Annotated in this window: 18 protein-coding genes; 12 read left to right on the top strand and 6 right to left on the bottom strand. The window is 69.2% G+C overall.

Annotation, left to right across the window (positions count from 1 at the left end; translation table 11 throughout):
• Nucleotides 1–46: 46 nt before the first annotated feature.
• The gene (locus tag AC1DCG_RS10990) at nucleotides 47–1,528 is read right to left on the bottom strand and encodes a glycosyl hydrolase family 28 protein (RefSeq protein WP_477030480.1); all 1,482 of its coding nucleotides are present in this window, start codon (nucleotides 1,526–1,528) and stop codon (nucleotides 47–49) included.
• A gap of 195 nt (nucleotides 1,529–1,723) precedes the next feature.
• Between AC1DCG_RS10990 and AC1DCG_RS10985 the strand changes: the two genes are divergently transcribed.
• Genes AC1DCG_RS10985 through mnhG form a run of 6 tightly spaced genes read left to right on the top strand, consistent with a single transcriptional unit; the run spans nucleotide 1,724 to nucleotide 7,688 of the window.
• A complete protein-coding gene (locus tag AC1DCG_RS10985) occupies nucleotides 1,724–4,651 on the top strand; it encodes a monovalent cation/H+ antiporter subunit A (protein WP_477036575.1) in 2,928 nt (975 codons plus the stop codon).
• Nucleotides 4,648–4,992, top strand: coding sequence for a Na+/H+ antiporter subunit C (locus AC1DCG_RS10980; RefSeq protein WP_058347490.1), 345 nt, complete (start codon nucleotides 4,648–4,650; stop codon nucleotides 4,990–4,992). Before AC1DCG_RS10985 ends, AC1DCG_RS10980 begins: the two co-directional genes overlap by 4 nt.
• Entirely contained in the window at nucleotides 4,989–6,581 is a 1,593-nt protein-coding gene (locus AC1DCG_RS10975; protein WP_477030478.1) for a monovalent cation/H+ antiporter subunit D, read from the top strand. Before AC1DCG_RS10980 ends, AC1DCG_RS10975 begins: the two co-directional genes overlap by 4 nt.
• Entirely contained in the window at nucleotides 6,578–7,069 is a 492-nt protein-coding gene (locus tag AC1DCG_RS10970; RefSeq protein ID WP_477030477.1) for a Na+/H+ antiporter subunit E, read from the top strand. The genes AC1DCG_RS10975 and AC1DCG_RS10970 overlap by 4 nt, the downstream gene beginning before the upstream one ends.
• Nucleotides 7,066–7,347, top strand: coding sequence for a K+/H+ antiporter subunit F (locus tag AC1DCG_RS10965; protein WP_165256386.1), 282 nt, complete (start codon nucleotides 7,066–7,068; stop codon nucleotides 7,345–7,347). The genes AC1DCG_RS10970 and AC1DCG_RS10965 overlap by 4 nt, the downstream gene beginning before the upstream one ends.
• Nucleotides 7,344–7,688, top strand: a complete 345-nt coding sequence (gene mnhG / locus AC1DCG_RS10960) for a monovalent cation/H(+) antiporter subunit G (protein WP_477036574.1) — start codon at nucleotides 7,344–7,346, stop codon at nucleotides 7,686–7,688. Before AC1DCG_RS10965 ends, mnhG begins: the two co-directional genes overlap by 4 nt.
• Here the strand turns inward: mnhG and AC1DCG_RS10955 are convergent.
• Entirely contained in the window at nucleotides 7,685–8,491 is an 807-nt protein-coding gene (locus AC1DCG_RS10955; RefSeq protein WP_477030475.1) for a universal stress protein, read from the bottom strand. The two genes, mnhG and AC1DCG_RS10955, sit on opposite strands and share 4 nt — an antisense overlap.
• Before the next feature lie 265 nt (nucleotides 8,492–8,756).
• On the opposite strand from AC1DCG_RS10955, the gene AC1DCG_RS10950 reads away from it, so the two are divergent.
• The 4 genes from AC1DCG_RS10950 to AC1DCG_RS10935 all read left to right on the top strand — a co-directional run bounded on the left by AC1DCG_RS10950 (nucleotide 8,757) and on the right by AC1DCG_RS10935 (nucleotide 15,436).
• Nucleotides 8,757–9,203: an RNA polymerase sigma factor gene (locus AC1DCG_RS10950; protein WP_477030474.1), complete on the top strand. Its 447-nt coding sequence runs from the start codon at nucleotides 8,757–8,759 to the stop codon at nucleotides 9,201–9,203.
• Nucleotides 9,200–10,144, top strand: coding sequence for a FecR family protein (locus AC1DCG_RS10945; protein WP_477036573.1), 945 nt, complete (start codon nucleotides 9,200–9,202; stop codon nucleotides 10,142–10,144). The genes AC1DCG_RS10950 and AC1DCG_RS10945 overlap by 4 nt, the downstream gene beginning before the upstream one ends.
• 105 nt (nucleotides 10,145–10,249) lie before the next feature.
• On the top strand, nucleotides 10,250–13,360 hold the full coding sequence (locus tag AC1DCG_RS10940; RefSeq protein WP_477036572.1) for a TonB-dependent receptor domain-containing protein: 3,111 nt from the start codon (nucleotides 10,250–10,252) through the stop codon (nucleotides 13,358–13,360).
• Nucleotides 13,361–13,414: 54 nt separating this feature from the next.
• A complete protein-coding gene (locus AC1DCG_RS10935; RefSeq protein WP_477030471.1) occupies nucleotides 13,415–15,436 on the top strand; it encodes an alpha/beta hydrolase family protein in 2,022 nt (673 codons plus the stop codon).
• 6 nt (nucleotides 15,437–15,442) lie between these two features.
• On the opposite strand, the gene AC1DCG_RS10930 is transcribed toward AC1DCG_RS10935, so the two are convergent.
• The gene (locus AC1DCG_RS10930) at nucleotides 15,443–15,622 is read right to left on the bottom strand and encodes a hypothetical protein (protein ID WP_477030470.1); all 180 of its coding nucleotides are present in this window, start codon (nucleotides 15,620–15,622) and stop codon (nucleotides 15,443–15,445) included.
• 45 nt (nucleotides 15,623–15,667) lie between these two features.
• A complete protein-coding gene (locus AC1DCG_RS10925; RefSeq protein ID WP_477030469.1) occupies nucleotides 15,668–15,898 on the bottom strand; it encodes a DUF5961 family protein in 231 nt (76 codons plus the stop codon).
• 327 nt (nucleotides 15,899–16,225) lie between these two features.
• On the opposite strand from AC1DCG_RS10925, the gene AC1DCG_RS10920 reads away from it, so the two are divergent.
• On the top strand, nucleotides 16,226–17,467 hold the full coding sequence (locus AC1DCG_RS10920; RefSeq protein WP_477030468.1) for an MFS transporter: 1,242 nt from the start codon (nucleotides 16,226–16,228) through the stop codon (nucleotides 17,465–17,467).
• Here AC1DCG_RS10920 and AC1DCG_RS10915 read toward each other — a convergent pair.
• A complete protein-coding gene (locus AC1DCG_RS10915; protein WP_477036571.1) occupies nucleotides 17,464–18,975 on the bottom strand; it encodes a DHA2 family efflux MFS transporter permease subunit in 1,512 nt (503 codons plus the stop codon). The genes AC1DCG_RS10920 and AC1DCG_RS10915 overlap by 4 nt on opposite strands.
• A 230-nt stretch (nucleotides 18,976–19,205) precedes the next feature.
• Between AC1DCG_RS10915 and AC1DCG_RS10910 the strand changes: the two genes are divergently transcribed.
• Nucleotides 19,206–19,892: a DOPA 4,5-dioxygenase family protein gene (locus tag AC1DCG_RS10910; protein ID WP_477030466.1), complete on the top strand. Its 687-nt coding sequence runs from the start codon at nucleotides 19,206–19,208 to the stop codon at nucleotides 19,890–19,892.
• A 29-nt stretch (nucleotides 19,893–19,921) separates the two neighbouring features.
• Here the strand turns inward: AC1DCG_RS10910 and rhaT are convergent, their stop codons facing one another.
• Complete coding sequence (gene rhaT, locus AC1DCG_RS10905; protein WP_477030465.1) at nucleotides 19,922–20,989, bottom strand: L-rhamnose/proton symporter RhaT; 1,068 nt, start codon at nucleotides 20,987–20,989, stop codon at nucleotides 19,922–19,924.
• Nucleotides 20,990–21,117 lie beyond the last annotated feature (128 nt).

The following is a 21,117-nucleotide window of genomic DNA, read 5'->3' as shown; positions in this document are numbered from 1 at the left end:
GTCCCGCCTCGGGGCGCCGTCGACGACGGCGCCCTTCTTTTTGCGTTCAGCGGAAGGAGAGCCCCACGACCTCGCCGCTCACCGCGATGTCGCCGTCCTTGGCCGATTTCACCGGCTTGCCGTCGATGGTCAGGTTCTCGATCGTCACGTTCTTCACCGCAACCTGGGGCGACAGGCCCCGGATGATCGACAGGCTGGGCATGCCCTCGCCGGTGTAGGCGACGTTGCGGATCGTCAGGCCGTCGATCCCGCGTCCGGGCGCCTTGTTGTAGCGCGGGTTCTCGCCGGCGACGAGGTTGATCAGCTTGCCTTCCTCGATGCGGTCGACCCGCACGTTGCTGAAGGTGATGTTGCGGATCAGCGTGCTGTCGCCGGAATAGGCGGCGATCGCGCCCTCCCAGTCGGGGTCGTCCTCGTCCAGGTTGGCGACGTCGATGTTGTCGAAGGTCACGTCGCGGATGGTGCGCGGATCGGCGTTGTCACCGAAGTGGCCGATATAGAGGGCGTGGGCGACGTCGATCCACAGGCGCATGTTCGAGACCTGGATGTCGAAGGTGTCGCCCGGCGGGTTGGGATCGGGAATGCCGGTCTGGGCGGCCTTCTGGCGGCAGATCGGGCAGTCGGCCACGGCGTAGACCACCACGGCGTCGTCCGAGACCCGCAGGTAGCCGTCGCGCACCTTCACGTGCCGAGAGGTCGAGATGTTGATCCCGTCCGACCACTTGCCCGAGGTGAAGCCGGTCAGCTGGCTGACCGTGACGTTCTCGGAGTTGCGGATGTTCATCACCCGGGCTGCGTCCTTGCGGTCGCTGTTGACGATGATCAGGTCCGAGACCTCGACGTTCCTGGCCTTTTCCAGGTCGATCGCCCGGCCGGGATCCCAGAGCAGGCCGCGCCCGGAGATCTTCACGTCGCTGACGCCGGAAAGGTCGAACGCGCCCTTCAGCACCGCGCCGCCGTCCATATAGACGCGTTGGCCCGACTTGACCGGGAAGTGGTCGAGGCCCGTGGGCGGGACGTGGAAACCAGGTCCGAAATAGACGACATCGACGCCGGTGGGGCGGGCAGGGGGCGGGGCGCCGGCCACGATGTGCAGATTGCGCAGGCGGTCGTCGTCGAACTGCAGCGAGAAACGCTCGGGCTTCGTCAGCGTCATGCGCAGGACCGAGCCCTGGCGCTGGGGCTTGATCGCGCTCGACAGCGGCGCGACCGAGACATCGGAAAAGCGGCCGTTGTTTTTCATCACCTCCAGCTCGACCGCTCCGTCGAAGTCGAAATAGACCAGCGAGGCGTTCTGCTTGGTGTCGGTGTCGACCTGCACCCGGTACTCGTAGAGGTCGCGCCATTTGGCGCCCGGCGCACGCACCCGCACGGTGAAGTCGTCGTTGTGCGCGGCGTACATCAGCTGCGGCGGAACCGGATAGGTCAGCAGCGTGTCGGCCAGCACGGAGCTCGCCACGCCTCCCAGCAGCATGGCGGCCAGCGCCGTGGTGGCGGCGCGACGGGCCAGGGTCTTCTGTCGGCTCATGTTTCCTCCCAGGATCTTCGGCACCATCGGTGATTATGATATCGATATCAATAACGTCGACATATGTGACGAAGCGTGACTGGAGGGAACCGTCGCTTTGACGCATGGGAACGGTCTTCCTATGGTGCTCCTTGAGGCCTGTAAGGCGTCGGACCCCGGCTAGACCCGTTCCGTGGCAGGAGGCCCCCAACCGTTTTGTCTTCCAACCTGCTCCTTCTCGTGATCCTGGCCGCGCCGTTCCTGGGCGCGGCCGTGGCCGCCGGCCTTCCGCGTCATGCGCGCACCTCGGCGGCCATCCTGTCCTGGCTGGTTTCGCTGGTCTCCCTGGTGAGTCTGGCGGCGCTCTGGCCGATGTTCGCGGATGGAGAGGTGCTGCGGCTGGCGATTCCCTGGCTGCCGTCGCTGGGCGTCAGCCTGATCCTGCGCCTGGATGGCCTGTCGTGGATCTTCTGCGCCCTGATCCTGGGGATCGGCGCCTTGGTGGTGCTCTACGCCCGCTACTACATGTCGCCGAAGGATCCGGTGCCCCGGTTCTTCTCGTTCCTGCTGGCCTTCATGGGCGCGATGCAGGGCGTGGTGCTGTCGGGCAACCTGATCCAACTGGCGGTCTTCTGGGAGCTGACCAGCCTCTTCTCGTTCCTGCTGATCGGCTACTGGCACCAGAACCCCTCGGCCCGCGAGGGCGCGCGCATGGCCCTGACGGTCACGGCGCTGGGCGGGCTGTGCCTGCTGGTCGGCATGATCCTGATCGGCTCGATCGCCGGCAGCTACGACCTGGACGACGTGCTGGCCGCCAAGAGCGTCATCCTGGCCGATCCGCGATCGGTTCCTGCCCTGGCTCTGGTGCTGATGGGCGCCCTGACCAAGAGCGCCCAGTTCCCGTTCCATTTCTGGCTGCCGCGCGCCATGGCCGCGCCGACGCCTGTCAGCGCCTATCTGCACTCGGCGACGATGGTGAAGGCGGGGATCTTCCTGCTGCTGCGCATGTGGCCGATCTTCGGCCAGACCGAGCTCTGGTACTTCGTCGTCGCCGGCGCCGGGGTGGCGACGCTGCTGATCGGCGCCTGGTGCGCCATCTTCCAGCACGACCTCAAGGGCCTCCTGGCCTATTCGACCATCAGCCACCTGGGGCTGATCGTGCTGCTGCTTGGCCTGGGCTCGCCGTTGGGAGCGATCGCGGCGATCTTCCATACGGTCAACCACGCCACCTTCAAGGCGTCGCTGTTCATGGCCGCCGGCATCATCGACCACGAGGCCGGCACGCGCGACATGCGCAAGCTGAGCGGCCTCTACAGGTTCATGCCGATCACCGGCACGCTGGCCATCGTCGCCGCGGCGGCCATGGCGGGGGTGCCGCTGCTGAACGGCTTTCTCTCCAAGGAGATGTTCCTGGCCGAGGTGGTGGCCGGCAGCGACGGCCACGCCTTGAACGCCGCCCTGCCGGTGCTGGCGACCTTGGCCAGCGCGTTCGGCGTGCTCTATTCGCTGCGTTTCATCCTGGCGACCTTCTTCGGCCCGCCGCCCACGGCGCTCGACAAGGTCCCGCACGAGCCGCCGGCCTGGATGCGCCGTCCGGTCGAGATCCTGGTCGCGCTGTGCCTGCTGGTCGGCGTACTGCCGGCCCTGACCGTCGGACCGTTCCTGCGCAGCGCCGCCGTCGCCGTGCTGGGCTTCGACGACTTGCCCTATTACAGCCTGGCGCTCTGGCACGGCTTCAACATGCCGCTGCTGCTCAGCGTGCTGGCCCTGGCCGGCGGCGTGGCCGCCTACGCGATCTTCGGCCGGAAGCTGAACAACAATCCGCGCGGCGGACCCTGGGGGCTCAAGCGCCTCAACGGCGGCTATCTCTTCGAGAAGGCTATGACCGGCGTCGTCAAGGGCGCGCGCTGGGTCGAAAGCCGCCTGGGGACCGAGCGGATGCAGCCGCAGCTGCGCCTGGTCGTCCTGGCCGCACTGGCCGCCGGCGCGGCGGCCGCATTCGCGGGCGGCGTGGCGATCCGGCCGTCCTGGTCGACGCCCGGCGCGGCCGAGTTCGTATTCGCGGGTCTCTGGCTGACCGGGGGCGGCTGCGCGATCGCGGCGGCCTGGCAGGCCAAGTATCACCGCCTGGCCGCGGTGGTGCTGATGGGCGGGGCGGGCCTCGTCAGCTGCATCACCTTCGTCTGGCTGTCGGCGCCGGACCTTGCCCTGACCCAGCTGCTGGTCGAGGTGGTCACCACCGTTCTGCTGCTGCTGGGCCTGCGCTGGCTGCCCAAGCGGCGCGAGGATATCCAGGCCTCGCAGGTGGAGCTCACGCGCTCGCGTCGCCGCAGGCGTGTCGATCTGGTCGTCGCCGCCGTCGTCGGCCTGGCTCTGGCCTTCGTCTCCTACGCCGTCATGACCCGGCCGATGGTCGAGGGCATATCCCGCTTCTTCGTCGAGCGCGCCTACAGCGAGGGCGGCGGGCGCAACGTCGTCAACGTGATCCTGGTCGACTTCCGGGCCTTCGACACCTTCGGCGAGATCACGGTGCTGGGCATCGTCGGCCTGACCGTCCTGGCGCTGCTGCGCCGCTTCCGGCCGGCCAGCGACAGCCTGCCCGCGCCCAACCAGAAACAGGCCCGTGAGCGTACCGGCCCCGTCGCCGAAGGCCGCAAGGCGGGCGACGCCGTGCGCGACACCATGCTGATCCCGCGTGTGGTCATGCGTTGGATGTTCCCGTTCGTGATCGTGCTGGCGGTGCATCTGTTCCTGCGCGGCCACGACCTGCCGGGCGGCGGCTTCGCGGCCGGGGTGGCGCTGTCGATCGCCGTGCTGCTGCAGTACATGGCCAACGGCGCGCGCTGGGTGGAGGAGCGATTGCTGCTGCGGCCCATCCTCTGGATCGGCTGGGGGCTGACGATCGCGGCCGGCTGCGGTCTTGTCGCGATCGGGTTCAACCGGCCGTTCCTGACCTCGGCCTTCAAGTATGTCGAGCTGCCGCTGCTGGGCCGCGTGCCGCTGGCCAGCGCCGTGATCTTCGACCTGGGCGTCGTGCTGCTGGTGGTCGGCGCCACGGTGCTGATGCTGGTGGCCCTGGCCCACCAGTCGCTGCGCCGCGCCAAGGACGACGCCGAAAACGAGCAAGCGGAGGAGGGCGCATGACCGAGTTCGTGCTCGCGGCCGCCATCGGCGTCCTGTCCGCCGCCGGGACCTGGCTGCTGCTGCGGCCCCGCACCTTCCAGGTGATCATGGGGCTGTCGCTGCTGTCCTACGCGGTGAACCTGTTCATCTTCTCGATGGGGCGCCTGCGCTCGGGCATGCCGCCGATCACGGCCAAGGGCGCCGAGCGGCCGGAGCTGTACGCCGACCCGACGCCCCAGGCCCTGGTGCTGACCGCCATCGTCATCAGCTTTGCTTTGACGGCCCTGTTCCTGGTGGTGCTGCTGGCCTCGCGCGGCGCGACCGGCAGCGACCACGTCGATGGACGGGAGCCGGCCGAATGAGCCTTTGGGACCATCACCTGATCCTGCTGCCGATCCTGCTGCCGATGGTCATGGCCTCGGCCATGCTGCTGTTCGACGAGCGTCGCCGACGGCTCAAGAGCATCATCAGCTTGACCGCCATGGCCGCCATCCTGCTGGTCGCCCTGGCCCTGCTGCACGAAAGCATGACCGGCGCGGCCGATGGCGGCGACACCGCCCGCGTCTATCGCCTGGGCGGCTGGGACGCGCCGTTCGGCATCGTGCTGGTGGCCGACCGGTTGTCGGCGATGATGGTGGCGCTGACCAGCGTGCTGGGCGCGGGAGTCCTGGCCTTCGCCCTGGCTCGCTGGGACCGGGCCGGTCCGCGTTTCCACGCCCTGTTCCTGTTCCTGATCATGGGCGTCAACGGCGCCTTCCTGACCGGCGACCTGTTCAACCTGTTCGTCTTCTTCGAGATCATGCTGGCGGCCTCGTACGGCCTGGCCCTGCACGGTTCGGGCGAGGCGCGGATCCGGGCGGGCCTGACCTACATCGCCATCAACCTGACGGCCTCGCTGCTGTTCCTGATCGGGGTGTCGCTGCTCTACGGCGTGACCGGCACGCTGAACATGGCCGAGTTCGCGCTGAAGGTGCGGACCATCGCCCCCGACGACCGCGGTCTGCTGCACGTCGGCGCGGCGATCCTGGGCACGGCCTTCCTGATCAAGTGCGCGGCCTGGCCGCTGGGCTTCTGGCTGGCGCCGACCTACACCGCCGCCAGCGCGCCGTCGGCCGCGGCCTTCGCCATCCTGTCCAAGGTCGGGGTCTATGTCGTGCTGCGCCTCAGCCTGCTGGCCTTCGGCGACGACGCAGGGGCCTCGGCGCATTTCGGCCAGTCGTGGCTGCTGGTCATGGGCCTGGCGACCCTGGCGTTCGGGACCCTGGGCCTGATCGCCTCCCGCGACCTGTCGCGCGCCGGCGCCTATGCCGTGATGGTCTCGTCCGGGACGATCCTGGCCGTGGCGGGCGTGGGCGACAAGGCCGTGCTGGGCGGGGCGCTATTCTACCTGATCGGCTCGACCCTGGCCTGCGGCGCGATGTTCCTGCTGGCCGAGGTGCTGCAGCGGGGCGTCGATTCCGGCGCCCAGCGCGAGCGGGCGGTGTTCGATGACGAGTACCGCGACCCGTTCGACGACGACGAGCGCAACGAGCCGGGTCTCGTCATCCCCGCCGCCGTCGCCGCGCTCGGCGGGGCGTTCCTGATCTGCACCCTGATGATCGCCGGCCTGCCGCCGCTGTCGGGCTTCATTGGCAAGCTGGCCATGCTGGACGCCCTGGCCCGCTCGCTCGCGCCGGCCAGCATCGCCGTGATCGTCGGCCTGTCGCTGTCCAGCCTCGGCGGCCTGATCGGCCTGACCCGACTGGGCGTCGGCGCGCTGTGGGCGCGTGACGAGGATGCGCCTGAACTGGTGGTGGGCGCGGCCGAACTGGCCGGCATGGGCGGCCTGCTGGCGGCCTGCGTGCTGCTGGCGCTGTTCGGTGGCGCGGGCCTGGGGTTCGCCGAGCACACCGCCGAGTGGCTGGGCCGTCCCGACGCCTATATCCGCGCCGTGCTGGGGGCCACGCCATGATCCGCGCGCTTCTTCCCCATCCGCTTCTGGCGCTGGGCCTGTTCGTCACGTCGCTGCTGATGAGCGGCTCGGTCGAGCCGCCGGCGCTCGCGCTCGCGGCCGTCCTGGCGCTGGCCACGCCCCAGGTGATGCGGGCGCTGGACGCCCAGACGATCCGCATCCGCTCGCCGGGCGCCATCGTCGCCCTGGCCGGCTGCGTCGTGGTCGACGTGCTGCGCTCGAACTGGGCGGTGGCGGCTATCATCCTGGGCCGGCGACGCCGCGAGCGCCGCTCGGGCTTCATCCATGTGCCGTTGGACCTGAAGGATCGCTACGCCCTGGCGGTTCTGGCGGTGATCCTGACCGCGACGCCCGGCACGCTGTGGGTCGAGTACGACAGCGCCACCGGCCGCCTGCTGCTGCACGTGCTGGACCTGGTCGAGGAGGACGAGTGGATCCGCCTGATCAAGGACCGCTACGAGCGCCGCCTGATGGAGATCTTCGAATGAGCCAGGCGATCCTGTTCTGGTGCCTGACCGCCGCCCAGGCGCTGCTCGTCGCGGCCATGGCGCTGGCCGCCTGGCGCGCGGTGCGCGGCCCTCGCGCCCAGGACCGCGTGCTGGGCCTCGACACTCTCTATCTCAACGGCATGCTCCTGCTGCTGGTGTTCGGCGTGCGCACGGGGGGCTCGATCTATTTCTACGCGGCGCTGATCATCGGCATGCTGGGCTTCGCCGCCACGGTCGCCTTGGCCAAGTTCCTGATGCGCGGCGAGGTGATCGAATGAGCGTCGCCGACCTTCCCGCCTGGGCCTGCGTGACGGTGGGCCTGCTGGCCGTGGCCGGAGCGGCGCTGTCGTTCCTCGGCGCCGTCGGCCTGTGCAGCTTCAAGACCTTCTACGAGCGGGTGCACGCCCCGACCCTGGGGGCGACCCTGGGCATGGCGTTGATCGTCGCCGCCTCGATCCTGTTCTTCACGCTGGTCGAGGGCAGGTTCATGCCGCGCGAGCTGCTGATCGGCGTCTTCCTGACGGTGACCACGCCGGTCACCCTGATCCTGCTCGGACGAGCGGCCCTGTTCCGCGACCGGACCGAGTTCGCGCGCGAGAAGGACTCCGAGGAGGCCTAGCCTTCCTTGATCACCAGGGTGTCGACCCCGATCCGCTGCAGCAGCGTCGAGGCGACGCTGCCGATGGCTGCCTGGACGAAGCCGCTGATCCCGCGCGCGCCGATCACCACCAGGTCTGGCCACACCTGGCGGGCCACCTCGTCCAGCACCACGCCGGCTTCCCCGGGCTCCAGGTGCGGCGTGATCCTGGCGCGGACGGTCTCGGGCAGGTCCGGGTCGGCGAGCAGGGCGTCCAGCTTCCGTTGCGCTTCCGCACGGGCCAGGTCGCGCACGTCTTCCGACTTGATCCGGCTTTCGAACGGCACGTGATAGGCGTGGACGAGGTGCAGCTTGGCCTCCGGAAACAAAGCCGCCGCGCCCAGCAGGGCGGCCTTGGCGCCCTTCGAGAAGTCCGACCCGATCAGCAGGCGCTGGTAGGGTCCGTGCGGCCGCTGCTTGACCACCAGCACGGGAGCCGAGGCGTTGCGCACCACGTGGTCCACCGCCGTTCCCAGGAGGTAGTCGCCAAGGTCGTTGTAGCGAGCGACGCCGGTGACCAGCAGGTCGCTGCCCATCTCCCGCGCCGTGTCGGTGATGGCCTTGGGGGCTGGGCCGTAGGGCAGGCTGACGCTGGCCTTGGCGCCGGGATCGGGCAGCACGCGGCGCACGTCCAGCGCTGTGGTCGGCGCGTCGCGCTCGATGGCGTGCACCACATGCACGTCGGCGTTCCACTCACGGCCCAGTTCCAGGGCGCGATCGACGGCGCGGTCGCTGCGGGAGGTGAGGTCGGTGGCCACCAGGATCGAGCGGACGGGGTGGGTCATCGGCGAACTCCTCACTGGCTGGGCGACGAGGTTGGCCCCGGCTCGCGAGCGTTGCAATGCAAAATGGCTCTCATCTGGGGTTGCGCCGTGGCAACGCGCTGTCTTTCCTGACGATTTGGGCGCCTGCCCGACGGGCAGTTGACGCGCGACGCGTCCGCTTGCAGAGCTAGGGCGTTGACGGCACGGCGCGCCGGGAAAGAAGAAGCGCGCCACCGAGGGCGGGCAGAGGCGAGCGGTTTTGAAGGAAGAGGGGTGGCGCGGGCTCGTGCGCCGGATCACGCGGATCACCCGTGATCCTTCGGGCGCCGAGGACGTCGTGCAATCGGCGATGGTGCGGATGCTGGAATACCGGCGCGCCAACACGCTCAGCAATCCGGAAGGGTTCGTCGCCCGCGCCGCGGTCAACCTGGCGATCGACGAGCGCCGCCAGCGCGCCCGCCGCCCCGAGGAGGCCCTCGATTTCGTGGAAGAAGCCCTGGCCGACGCCGGGCCGTTGCAGGACGAGGTCCTGCGCGCGCGCGAGCGCCTGGATCGGCTCAAGCTGGGGTTGGCGCGCCTCAGCCCGCGGACACGGGAAGTATTTTTGCTTCACCGGCTGGATGGGCTGAAGTATCGGGAGATCGCCGAACGGCTGGGCATCACGGTCAGCGCGGTGGAGAAGCACGTGGCCAAGGCGGCCCTCTTCCTGACGAAATGGACCGAGAAGTGGTGAAGCCCGAGCGCGATCTGGAAGCCGTTCGCCGGCAAGCGGCCGACTGGCTCGCGCGCCTGCGCAGCGACGCGCGCACGCCGGGCGACGAAGCCGGCTTCAAGGCCTGGCTCGAGCGCTCCGAGGACCATCGCACCACTTTCGACGCCCTGACCTCCACCTGGGAGCTGGCGGGCGCCCTGCGTCACGATCCGCACATCGCTGCGAGCAGGCCGCGTCAGCCGGCGCGCCTGGCCCGGCGCGCGGTGCTGGCCGGCGTCGGCGTCTCGGCGGTCGGCCTGGGCTGGCTGGCCCTGGCGCCGGAGGTCTACGCCACGGGCGTGGGCGAGACCCGAACGCTTCACCTCGACGACGGCTCGTCGGTGCTGCTTGACGCCGACAGCCGGCTGAGCGTGCGCATCGACGGTCGCCAGCGGCGGGCGGGGCTCGACAAGGGCAGGGCCTTCTTCCGCGCCGCCCGCGATCCGGCCAGGCCGTTCGTCGTGGCCGCCGAAGGACGCGAGATCGTCGGCGACGGCGGCGACGCGTTCGGGGTTTCGGTGCTGTCGCAGACAGTGTCGGTGGTCGCGGTCGAGGGGCAGGTGCTGGTGATGACGCCTGGCCAGCCGTCGGGGCGCATCGCCGCCTCGGCCGGCCAGCGCGTGGTCGCGACCGGGCAGGGGCCCGCGCGCCGCGAGACGGCCGACGTGCAGTCGGCCACGGCCTGGCGCTTCGGCCAGGCTGTGTTCGACGACCAGACCCTGGCCGAGGCCCTGGCTGAGATGAACCGCTACAGCCGCCGGCGCATCGTGCTGTCGGATCCCGCCCTGGAGAGCCTGCGGATCAGCGGCGTCTACAAGGCCGGCGACAACGAGGCCTTCGCCCGTTCGGTCGCCACGCTGCTCGACCTGGATGTCCGCGCCAACGGCGCTGGCCTGCTGATCGAGCCGCGCACCGGGGCATGAACCGGTCGTCGCGATCGCTCGAAAAAAGTTGCTGAGGAAAAATCGACCTCCGTCGTCAGGCCTCTTAAGCCCGAAAACGTCGGGCCGAGAGGGGACTAGAATTTCATGACGATGGGGAAAGACGGCCTGCGCCGGATGCTGGCCGGATCGGCGGCCGTGGGCGTTCTGCTGGCGGCCGGGGCGGCCATGGCCCAGACCGTGACGGTGGACGTCCAGGCGCAGTCGCTGGACAAGGCGCTGCGTGAACTGGGCAAAGAGACGGGGACCAACATCCTGTTCTCGCCCAAGACGGTCGCCGGCCGCCGCTCGGCCGCCGTGGTCGGCAAGTACACGCCGCTGGAAGCCGCGCGCCGCATGGCCGGTTCGGCCGGCCTGGACGTCGTCGAGGACGGCGCCGGCGCCCTGATCGTTCGCGCGCCGGGCGCGACCCAGGCCGCGACGCTGCAGCCGGCCTCGTTCCAGGCCGTAGATCAAAGCCCTGCTGTCGAGGTTGAAGAAGTTGTGGTGACCGGCTCGCGCCTGCGTCGCACCACCTTCGACAGCCCGTCGCCCGTCGTCGAGATCGAGCGCGAAGACCTGCTGGAAAGCGGTTATGTCGACATCGCCGAAGCCCTGACCGACCTGCCGGGCGTCGACATCGGCGTCAACCTGTCGACCAGCCAGTCGGCCGTGCAGGACAACGGCCTGTCGACCGTCAGCCTGCGCAGCCTGGGCCAGAACCGCACCCTGACCCTGATCGACGGCCACCGCACGGTGTCCAACGCCGGCAACATGAACGCGGTCAGCCTCAGCTCCGTCCCGCAGTTCTTCGTCGACCGCGTCGAGATCAGCACCGGCGGCGCCTCGGCCGTTTACGGCTCGGACGCCATTTCGGGCGTCGTCAACATCATCACCACCACCAAGCTCGACGGCGTGAAGGCCCGCGTGGTGGCCGGCGTGACCGACGACGGCGGTGGCAGCAGCACCGAATACTCGGTGGGCGCGGGCAAGCGCTTCTTCGACAACCGCCTCTACGTCATGGCCGGCGCGACCTACGAGAAGCAGGACGCCCTGAACGCCACCGATCGCAAGTGGGCGCTGCAGTCGGTCGTCTATGATCCGGCGACCAACACCGTCTCGGGCCCCGACCTTTCGACCTACACGCCCGGTGGCCGCTTCCGCAGCACCAGCTTCTATTATGACGAAGGCGGCCTGAAGCAGAACTTCGTCACCGCCCAGAACGGCTACGAGACCCGCACCAACGGCACGCTGATCACTCCGGCCAAGCGTTCGTCCGGCGCCCTGAAGATCGTCTACGACGTCAATTCCAACCTGAAGATCTGGGGCCAGTTCCAGGCTTCGCGCGTGACCACCAACTCGGTCCGCGAGCCCTACGGCCTCTACAATTCGACCACCTACGGCGTGAACGACGAGTTCTCGATCGGCAACATCGCGCGGGCCAACCCGTTCGTGCCGGCCCAGATCTATTCGGCCTCGACCTCGTCGATCAGCTTCCGCCGCCGCATGACCGAGGTGGGCGAGCTCGAGATCTACAACCGCCGCACTACCTTGCGCGGCTGGGCCGGCGCCGAGGGCAAGGCGTTCGGCGACTGGGACTGGGGCCTGACCTACGGTTACGGCGAGTATGACGGCTATCAGGTGCGCCGCAACGGCCTGAACATGGCCAACGTCAAGAACGCCCTCAACGCCGAGCGCACCTCGGCCGGCGTGGTCCAGTGCAAGGACGCCGCGGCCCGCGCCGACGGCTGCGTGGCGCTGAACCTGTTCGGCATCGGCTCGATCACCCCGGAAATGGCCGACTACATCCGGGCCAACGTCTGGTATCGCCCGCAGAACCGTCAGGACACCGTCGAGGGCCACATGACCGGCGAGCTGTTCCAGCTGCCGGCCGGTCCGATCCAGACGGCGTTCGGCTTCGAACTGCGCCGTGACAAGACCCGCACGACCACCGACGAGCTGACCCAGAACGGCCTGACCAACTTCGCCTACATCCCCGAGTACAGCGGGGTGGTGAAGACCAAGGAAGCCTTCGTCGAAGCCTCCGCGCCTCTGCTGAAGGACCTGCCGTTCGCCTACCGCCTGGAAATCGACGGCGCCGTCCGCGTGGCCGACTACAATCTCCAGAACGTCGGCACCACGCTCAGCTATCGCGCCGGCGTGCAGTGGGCGCCGGTCAAGAGCCTGCGCTTCCGGTCGGCCTGGAGCCGCGCCCAGCGGGCCCCCGACACCACCGAGCTCTATTCGCCGCCCCGCGACGACTACGACTCGATCGTCGACATCTGCTCGGGCGTGACGGCCAGCACAACCGGCCAGGTCGCGCAGAACTGCCGCTCCAACGCGGGCATCGCCGCGGCCATCGCCGCCAACGGCGCGTTCGTGTCCGAGGTCACCAGCGTCAACGCGCCCAACGGCGGCAACATCGACCTGAAGGAAGAAACCGCCGACACCCTGACGGTGGGCTTCGTCCTGCAGCCGACCTTCCTGCGCGGCTTCGACCTCAGCGTCGACTACTACGACATCAAGGTGACCGACGCGATCTCGTCGCTGTCGAACGCTCAGCTGATGGCCGAGTGCTACGGCTCGACCGGCGGCGCCGACAACCGCTTCTGCAACGTCATCACCCGTGACGCCGAGGGCCAGATCACCAAGATCCTGAACCTCGAGGAAAACCTGGACGACCTGCGCGCCAGCGGCGTCGACGTGGCCCTGCGCTACCGCTTCGACCTCGATCGCTGGAACGTGCCGGGCGACTTCACCTTCCGCGCCAACTACAGCCGTCGCCTGAAGCTGGAGACCCGCTACTCAGGCATCAACGGCACGACGATCGCCGACGATCTGGGCGAAGTCGGCACGTCCGAGCACGAGGGCAAGGCCAGCCTGGCCTGGCGCAACCGCCACTGGAACCTGCAGTGGACGGCCAACTACATCGGCGAGGCCGTGGACGACAACGACCTGGCGGCCGACTTCGCCGCGCGGGGCGTGACCAACCCGCTGTTCCTGAACGTCGACGCCTTCTGGCGCCACGACCTGTCGGTGCGGTTCTATCCGGACCCGAAGAACAAGGAACTGCGTGTGTTCGGCACGGTGCGGAACGTGTTCGACAACGAAGGTCCGTTCCTGCCCAGCGGCACGGAGTCGGGCAACGACTACAACTACAGCGCCGTCTACGGCGTCACCGGCCGGTCCTTCACCCTGGGCCTGCAACTGGCGTTCTGACGTCTTTCGCCGGCGCCTTCGGGCGCCGGCGATCCTTCTTTTCCGGAGCTTCCCATGACCTTTTCACGCCTGGCGGCCCTGGCCGCCGGAGGCCTGCTCGCGCTCGCCGCGCCGTCGGCCTGGTCGGCCCCTCGCACCATGACCGCCGTGGATCTGGTGGGCCTTGAGAAGCTCTCCGATCCCAAGGTCTCGCCCGATGGCCGCTTCGTCCTCTATTCGGTCGGCCGCGTCGACTGGAAGGCCAACGCCGTGCAGGACGATCTCTGGCGGATCGGCCTCGACGGCTCGGATCCTCGCCGCATGGTCGAGGGACCGGCTTCGGGCGCGGCCTGGGCGCCCGACGGCAAGTCGTTCGCCTTCGTCGCCCGGCGCGACGGCGACAGCGGTCGCCAGATCTATATCTCGGCCATCGACGGCGGCGAGCCGCGCCGCCTGGGCAAGGTCCGCACCAGCCCGTCGTCGCTGCGCTGGTCGGCCGACGGCTCTGCAATCTACTTCCTGGCGGCCGCGCCCGACGGCAAGACCCTGGCCAAGCGCAAGCGCGAGAAGGACGACATGCTGTCGTTCGAGACGCCGCAAGGCCGTGGCCGGCTGTGGCGCATCACCCTGGCCGACGGCAAGGCCGAGCCTGTCGTCGAGGGCGAGTTCGAGGTCGAGGCCTTCGACCTGTCGACCGACGGCAAGGCCATCCTCTATCGCCGCGCGCCGTCCGACCTGCTGGATGACAATCCCAAGTCCGAGCTGTGGCTCAAGGAAGGGAAGGGCGCCGATCGCCGCCTGACCGACAACGACTTCCAGGAAAGCACGCCCCGCCTGTCGCCGGACGGTCGCTCGGTGCTGTTCCTGGCCACGGCCGAAAACGGCCGCTACGGCACGGTCAATCCGAACCTCTTCGTGGCGCCGGCCGCCGGCGGGGCGCCGCGCGAGCTGGCCCACGGACTGCCCTACGAGATCGAGGACGCCGTCTGGTCGGCCGACGGCCGAGAGATCTACATCACCGCCACCACTGGCGTTCGCCGCGAGCTGTTCGCCATCGACGTGAAGAGCCAGGCCGTGCGGCCGCTGGCCCAGGGCGACCACGCCGCCGGCGACGTCACCCTGACCCGCGACGGCAAGACGCTGGTGTTCTTCAAGGCCTCGGCGACCTCGCCCGGCGAGGTGTTCCGCCTGGATCCCGCGCGGCCCGCGGCGATGCAGGTAACCCACCTCAACGACGACATCGCGACGCGCTTCCGTCTGCCGCGCCAGGAGGCGATCCAGTGGACGGCCCCGGATGGTCAGGCGCTGGAAGGCCTCGTCACCTATCCGCTCGACTGGCAGCCGGGTCGCCGCTATCCGCTGATCGTGCAGAGCCACGGCGGTCCGCGCTCGTCGGACGTGTTCAACGTCTTCGCCTATGGCCGCTTCAACCCGCTGCTGGCGGCCAAGGGCGTGATGACGCTCAGCGTCAACTACCGGGGCGGCACCGGCTATGGCGACGAGTTCCTGCAGGGCATGAACGCCGGCTACTTCCGTCATGCCGACAAGGACGTGCTGTCGGGCGTCGACAACCTGATCGCCAAGGGCCTGGTCGACCCGGACAAGCTGGGCGTCATGGGTTGGAGCGCCGGCGGCCACATGACCAATCGCCTGATCACCGTCACCGACCGCTTCAAGGCCGCGTCCTCGGGCGCTGGCGCGGTCGACTGGCCGTCGATGTACCTGACGTCCGACACCCGCTGGCAGCGCAGCGAATGGTTCGTGACCCCGCCCTACGGTTCGGCGGCCCGCCGCGATCTCTATGTCGACAATTCCCCGCTGAGCCAGCTCGACAAGGTCAGGACGCCGACCCTGATCCTGGCGGGCGCCGAGGACGAGCGCGTGCCCTGGACCCAGTCGGTCATGCTGCACCGGGCGCTCAAGGCGCTCGGCGTCGAGACCGAGCTCTATCTGGCCCCGCGCGAGCCGCATAACTTCCGCGAACTGCGCCACCGCCTGTTCCAGGTGAACGTGCAGATGGACTGGTTCAGCAAGCGCGTCCTTGGCCAGGACTACGACTGGAGCGCGGCGCCCGACGCCAAGGACGAGACCGACTAAGCCGGTCTACTGCAGGGGCGTGTCGTAGGGGCGCTGCTCGTCGGGATCGACGGGCGGCGACTTCGGCGGGTCCTCGAAGGGAACGACCGGATCGTCGATCTCCGGCGGCGGCCCGTCAGGCGGAATCTCGAGCGGCGGCTGGCCCGGCGTGGGATCGGGGTGCGGCGGCGCGATCGGGTCGGTCATGAACATCTCCATGACGATCGAACGCGCGGGCTCGCGGCGCAGGTTCTACTGGCAGGGCAAGGTCTCGCCGCTTTCGAAGTCGACGCGGAAGCAGTGCTCGACGCCGGTCTCGACGTCGCGGACCACGATGGCGGCCTGGCCGTAGGAATCCACCTCCGGATGCCAGGCCTCCATGAAGGCCACGGCGGCCTCCTCGAAGGTCTCGGCGTCGACGCCATGGGCGTGGTCGCAGCCGTCGTGCAGGGCGTGGACGCGGAAGGTGCGGGTCTCGAACATGGCGTTTCCTCCGAACATCCAACGCATGGCGAGCGCGGAGGATTCAACGCCCTCCCGCGAGCGGCGTCCAGATGGTCGGACCGGCGCGAGGCCGGATTCCGGCCGATCGCCAAACGAGAAAGCCTCATCACCCTGATCGGCGCCTCTCAAGTCTTGCTCAAGATGCTGGAAAGGTTGGGGTTTCCGCGCGGCTCTGGCCGGCGGGAAAAGTTCTGCGGCTCCGTCGTGAATTTCTGGCCGCCCGTTTCGCGGCGAAGGTCAGGTTCCAGCCTTACCTAACCCGCCATTCAGGTCGGGGCGCTCCCGCCTGCGAGGGTGGAGGACAGCATGCAAAGCACGAGATTGGCCGAACGTGTCGACGACGGCGAGGCGGCGACGGAAGCCGAGCCGCCCGCCCTCTGGCCGGGCGTGATCGCCCTGACGATGGGCGTCTTCGCCCTGGTGACGTCGGAGTTCCTGCCTGCCAGCGTGCTGACGCCCCTGGCCGCCGATCTCGGGGTCAGCGTCGGGGCGGCGGGGCAGGCGGTGACGGCCACCGCCGTGGTCGGCGCGTTCGCGGCGCCGCTGACGCCGGTGCTGACGGGTCGCTTCGACCGCCGGCTGGTGATGCTGGGCCTGATGGTCGTTCTGGCGGTGTCGAACCTGCTGACCATCTTCGCGACCAACCTGCCGGTGCTGCTGGTCGCCCGCGTGCTGCTGGGCGCCAGCCTGGGCGGCTTCTGGTCGATGGCCGCGGCGCTTGGCATGCGTCTGGTGCCCAAGGCGGCGATCCCCAAGGCGATGTCGCTGATCTTCACCGGCGTGTCGGTGGCCACCGTCTCGGCCGCGCCCGTCGGCGCCTATGTCAGCGACACCCTGGGCTGGCGGGCGGCCTTCGTTATCGCCGGCGTCGTCGGGCTCGCGGCCCTGGCGGCCCAGGCCTTCACCCTGCCGCGGCTGGCCCCGACCTCGGTCCCGCGCCTCGGCGGCCTGGTGGAGGTGGCGCGGCGCCCGGCCGTGGCCGCCGCCCTGGTCGGCGTGCTGCTGGTCATCTCGGGCCACTTCGCCGGCTTCACCTATGTGCGTCCGGTGCTGGAGCAGGTGGCGGGCCTGGACGTGGCGGCGATCTCGCTCAGCCTGCTGGCCTTCGGCGTCGCCGGCTTCTTCGGCAACCTGGCCGGCGGGGCGCTGGTCGGCCGCGATCCGCGCCTGTCGGTTCTGGGCGGGGCGGGCCTGATCGCGCTCGCCGCCACGGCCATCGTCGCCCTGGGAAGCATCGGCTGGGTCGCGGCCCTGGCGCTCACCGTATGGGGTTTCGCCTTCGCCATGCTGCCCGTCGGCTTCCAGGCCTGGGCGACCTCGGCGGCGACCGATCAGGCCGAACTGGCCGGCGGCCTGCTGACCTCGACCTTCCAGGTGGCCATCGCCCTCGGCGCGGTGCTGGGCGGCCTGCTGGTCGATCGCCTGGGCCCGCTCAGCGCCCCGGGCTACGCCGTCAGCGCCGCCCTGGCCGGGGTGATACTGGTGCTGGCGGTGCGCCGGACCTCCTCGCGCGCCGCGCCGGAGGCCGCCTGCCAGGCCTGCGGCTAGTCCTCGTCCCGGCGCCGGCCCGAAAGGTCGGCGCCGGCGTCCGGCGCGAACCGCCGGTTCCAGATCGTCGCCGAAGCCGAGATCGCGGTGACGATCAGGAAGGCCAGGGTGAAGTCAGTCAGCCTTGGCGAGGCGTGGCCGCCGCTCAGCATGCCCACGTGCAGCGCCAGCGCCCCGGCGCAGACCCCGAGCGACAGCATCAGCTGCTGGAAGGTGGCGTAGAAGCTGGTCGCCGCGCTCATCCGTTCGGGCGGGATCTCGTCATAGGCGATAGTGTTGTAGGCCGTGAACTGGAACGACATGCAAAAGCCGCTGGCCATCAGCGTCAGGAAGATCAGCCAGATCGGCCAGCCTGGCCGGAACAGGCCGCAGACCGCGTAGCCGGCGCTGGCCGCCAGGCCGCCGACGATCATGCTGTTGCGAAAGCCGAACCGGCGCAGGATGCGCGGCGCCAGGCTCTTCATCGCCAGCGAACCGATGGCGCCGGCGATGGTGATCGTGCCGCTGGCCGCCGCCGTCATGCCAAAGCCCAGCTGCAGCATCAGCGGCAGCAGGAAGGGCTGGGCGCCCTGGGTGATGCGGGTCAGCGAACCGCCGATCACCGACAGCCGAAACGACGGCACGGCCATCAGCGACAGGTCCAGGATCGGGTCGGCCCTCCGCTTGGCGTGGCGGATGTAGAGCCCGCCGGCGACCAGGCCGACGGCGATCAACGCCAGCGCCATGGGCAGCTCGCCGTCGCGGCTGGTCATCTCGAAGCCGAACAGCAGGCAGCCCAGCGACACGCCCGACAGCAGGAAGCCGACCGGGTCGGCGCGCACGGGCGCCTCGCCGCGCACCTCGTCGATGAACAGGGTGACCAGCACGATGCCCAGCACGCCGATCGGGATGTTCAGATAGAAGATCCAGCGCCAGTCCAGATAGGTGACGATGAAGCCGCCGATCGGCGGCCCCAGGATCGGGCCGATCAGCGCCGGAATGATCAGCCACGACATCGCCGAGACCATGTCCTGCTTGGCCACCGAGCGCAGCAGAACCAGGCGTCCGATCGGGATCATCATCGCCCCGCCCACGCCCTGCAGGAAGCGGGCGAAGATCAGGAATGGCAGGTTCGTGGCTTGTCCGCACAGCACCGAGCCGCCGACGAACACGGCGATGGCCAGGCGGAACACGGTCTTGGATCCGAAGCGGTCGGCAAGACGTCCGCTGGCCGGGATGAAGATCGCCAGCGCCAGCAGGTAGGCGGTGAGGGCCGAGCTCAGGCTGGTGGCCGGCACGCCGAAATCGCGCGCCATGGTCGGCAGGGCCGTGGCCAGCACCGTGGCGTCCATCTGCTCCATGAACAGCGCGCAGGCGATGATGACGGCGACCAGGCGATAGGGCGGCCGCTTGGCCGTATCGGCCTCGGGCGCGGCGGGAGCGCGGGTCACGCCGTCTGCGGCGGGCAGGATGCCGTCACGAACCTCGGAATTGATCGAGGCCAGGCCCCGCCGCCTCAGCCTCGTCACGCGCCAGGCTCCCGAAGTGAAGTCGTGGGCGGCGCGGCGGGGAGGGGCAAGCTTACGGGCACGGGCGGTCCTGAAAGGTCGAACGGGCGGGCGCAAACTCGTGCGTAACGGCAAGCCGGGTCAAGCAACCGTCAGCTTTTCTGAATTCCTATTAAATTGATCTGAATTGTAGCTGGGCTCGCCGGGAGGCCTGATGGACGAAGGCCAAGCTTCGTTCCTGCGAGTCTCCGATGAGTGATCCGACCCCTTCCGCCCACGCCGCCGTTCGCGGCGAACCGGAGATCCAGCGCCGGGAGTTGCTGCTGGCGGGCGGCGTCGCGGCCGCGGCGGCCGGCGTCGTCGCGCCCGGAGCGGCCAAGGCGCAGGACGCCTCGCAGGTTCCGCCGCCCGCGCGGCAGCCGCGCGCGCCGGCGGGCGGCAAGAGCCCGTGGGGCTACGACACCTGGAAGCAGGCCACGCCGCAGCCGGTCTCGATCCGGCCCGGCGAGGCTCCGCTGCCCGAGCGCCCGCGCGCCTATACCGACATCAAGAGCTATCACGCCCACGTCTATTTCGACGAGGACACCTCGCAGAAGGCGGCCCTGCTGCGCCGGTGGGTGTCCGAGCGCTTCGTGGTCGAACTGGGCGACTGGAACCTGACCCCGCGCGGCCCGCACGTGACGCCGTCGTTCTATTTCGGCTTCACCAACGACCTGCTGCACGTGATCCTGCCCTGGCTGCAGCTCAACAGCCTGGGCCTGACGATCCTTCTGCATCCGAACACGGACGATCCTCGATCGGACCACCTCTATTACACCGCCTGGATCAACCGCTCGCAGCCGGTGAACGGCTACGGCATGAAGAAGCCGGGCGAGGGCGAGCCGCCGGTCGAGCTGATCTATCCCAACACCAAGCCGTTCCTGCCAATCGAGACGTGAGGGCCATCGAGGCGTGAGGGAAGGGGGCCTCACGCCCCCAGCATGTTGCCGTAGCCGATCACCACGGTGGCGCCCACCAGCAGGGCCACGCCGGCCCAGACCATGTTGCGCACGGCCGGGCGGGCGTCCTTCCACTCCTTGAAGGCGAAGCCCCAGAGCGTGCCGAAGATGATGATGCTGGCCATGTGCAGGGTCCAGCTGGAGAAGCCGAACTTGCCCATCTGGCTCTCGCCCATGGTGTAGAAGAAGAACTGGAAGTACCAGGCCACGCCGGCCAGGGCGCTCAGCAGGTAGTTGGCCAGCAGCGGCGGCTTGTCGGCGGCCTCCTTGCCGGACGAGGCGCGGCCGATCCACTGGCCGGCGCTGCGGTTCCGGGCGATCAGGAAGGCGCACCAGACGCCGTTGGTGATCAGGCCGCCGAACATCACCAGGCACAGCACTGGCAGGCCGGTCCACAGCGGGCCGGTGCCGGCCGCCGCCGAGATCGCCTTGATCGGCTCGCCGGCGGCCAGGCCGAAGGCGAAGCAGGCCGACATGATCCCCGAGAAGATCGCCACGGCCAGGCCCTTCCTGAAGTCGAACTCGGCGACGGCCGCGCGCTTTTCCTCGGGCGACAGGTCGCCGTCCTTCTTGGCGCCGGCCCAGGCCACCACGACGATGCCGGCGACGGTCATCAGCAGGCCCAGCAGGATGATCCGGCCCGAGGTCGAGGTGAGCAGGGCGTCGGCGAAGGTGCCGCGCACCAGCGGCGGGATCAGCGTGCCGAACACGGTGCACAGGCCCAGCACCACGGCCATGCCCAGCGACAGGCCCAGATACCGCATCGTCAGGCCGTAGGTCAGGCCGCCGAAGCCCCAGAGCACGCCGAGCAGGATGCAGAGGCCGGCGATGTGCGGGGGAACCTGGCCCATCACGCCCAGAAGGTCGCGGGTCTGCAGCGAGGCGAAGAACCAGGGGGCGAGCAGCCAGGAGAACACGCCCCCGGTCAGCCAGTAGATCTCCCACGACCAGCGCCGCACGCCGCGGAAGGGCACATAGAAGCTGGCCGAGGCCAAGCCGCCCAGCCAATGGAAGAAAACGCCCAAAAGCGGATTCATCGGCGTCAACTCCCACATATTAAAATGATTTTCTAATTATTGGGATCATTGCGACCGGGCGGGGCTTTGTCAACGAACCGCGCCGGGCGTCGCCGCCGGGACACGGTCAGAGCCATTTCCACGTCGAA

Source organism: Caulobacter sp. 10L414 (assembly GCF_056395525.1).
This window is presented reverse-complemented; position numbering and strand designations above follow the sequence as displayed.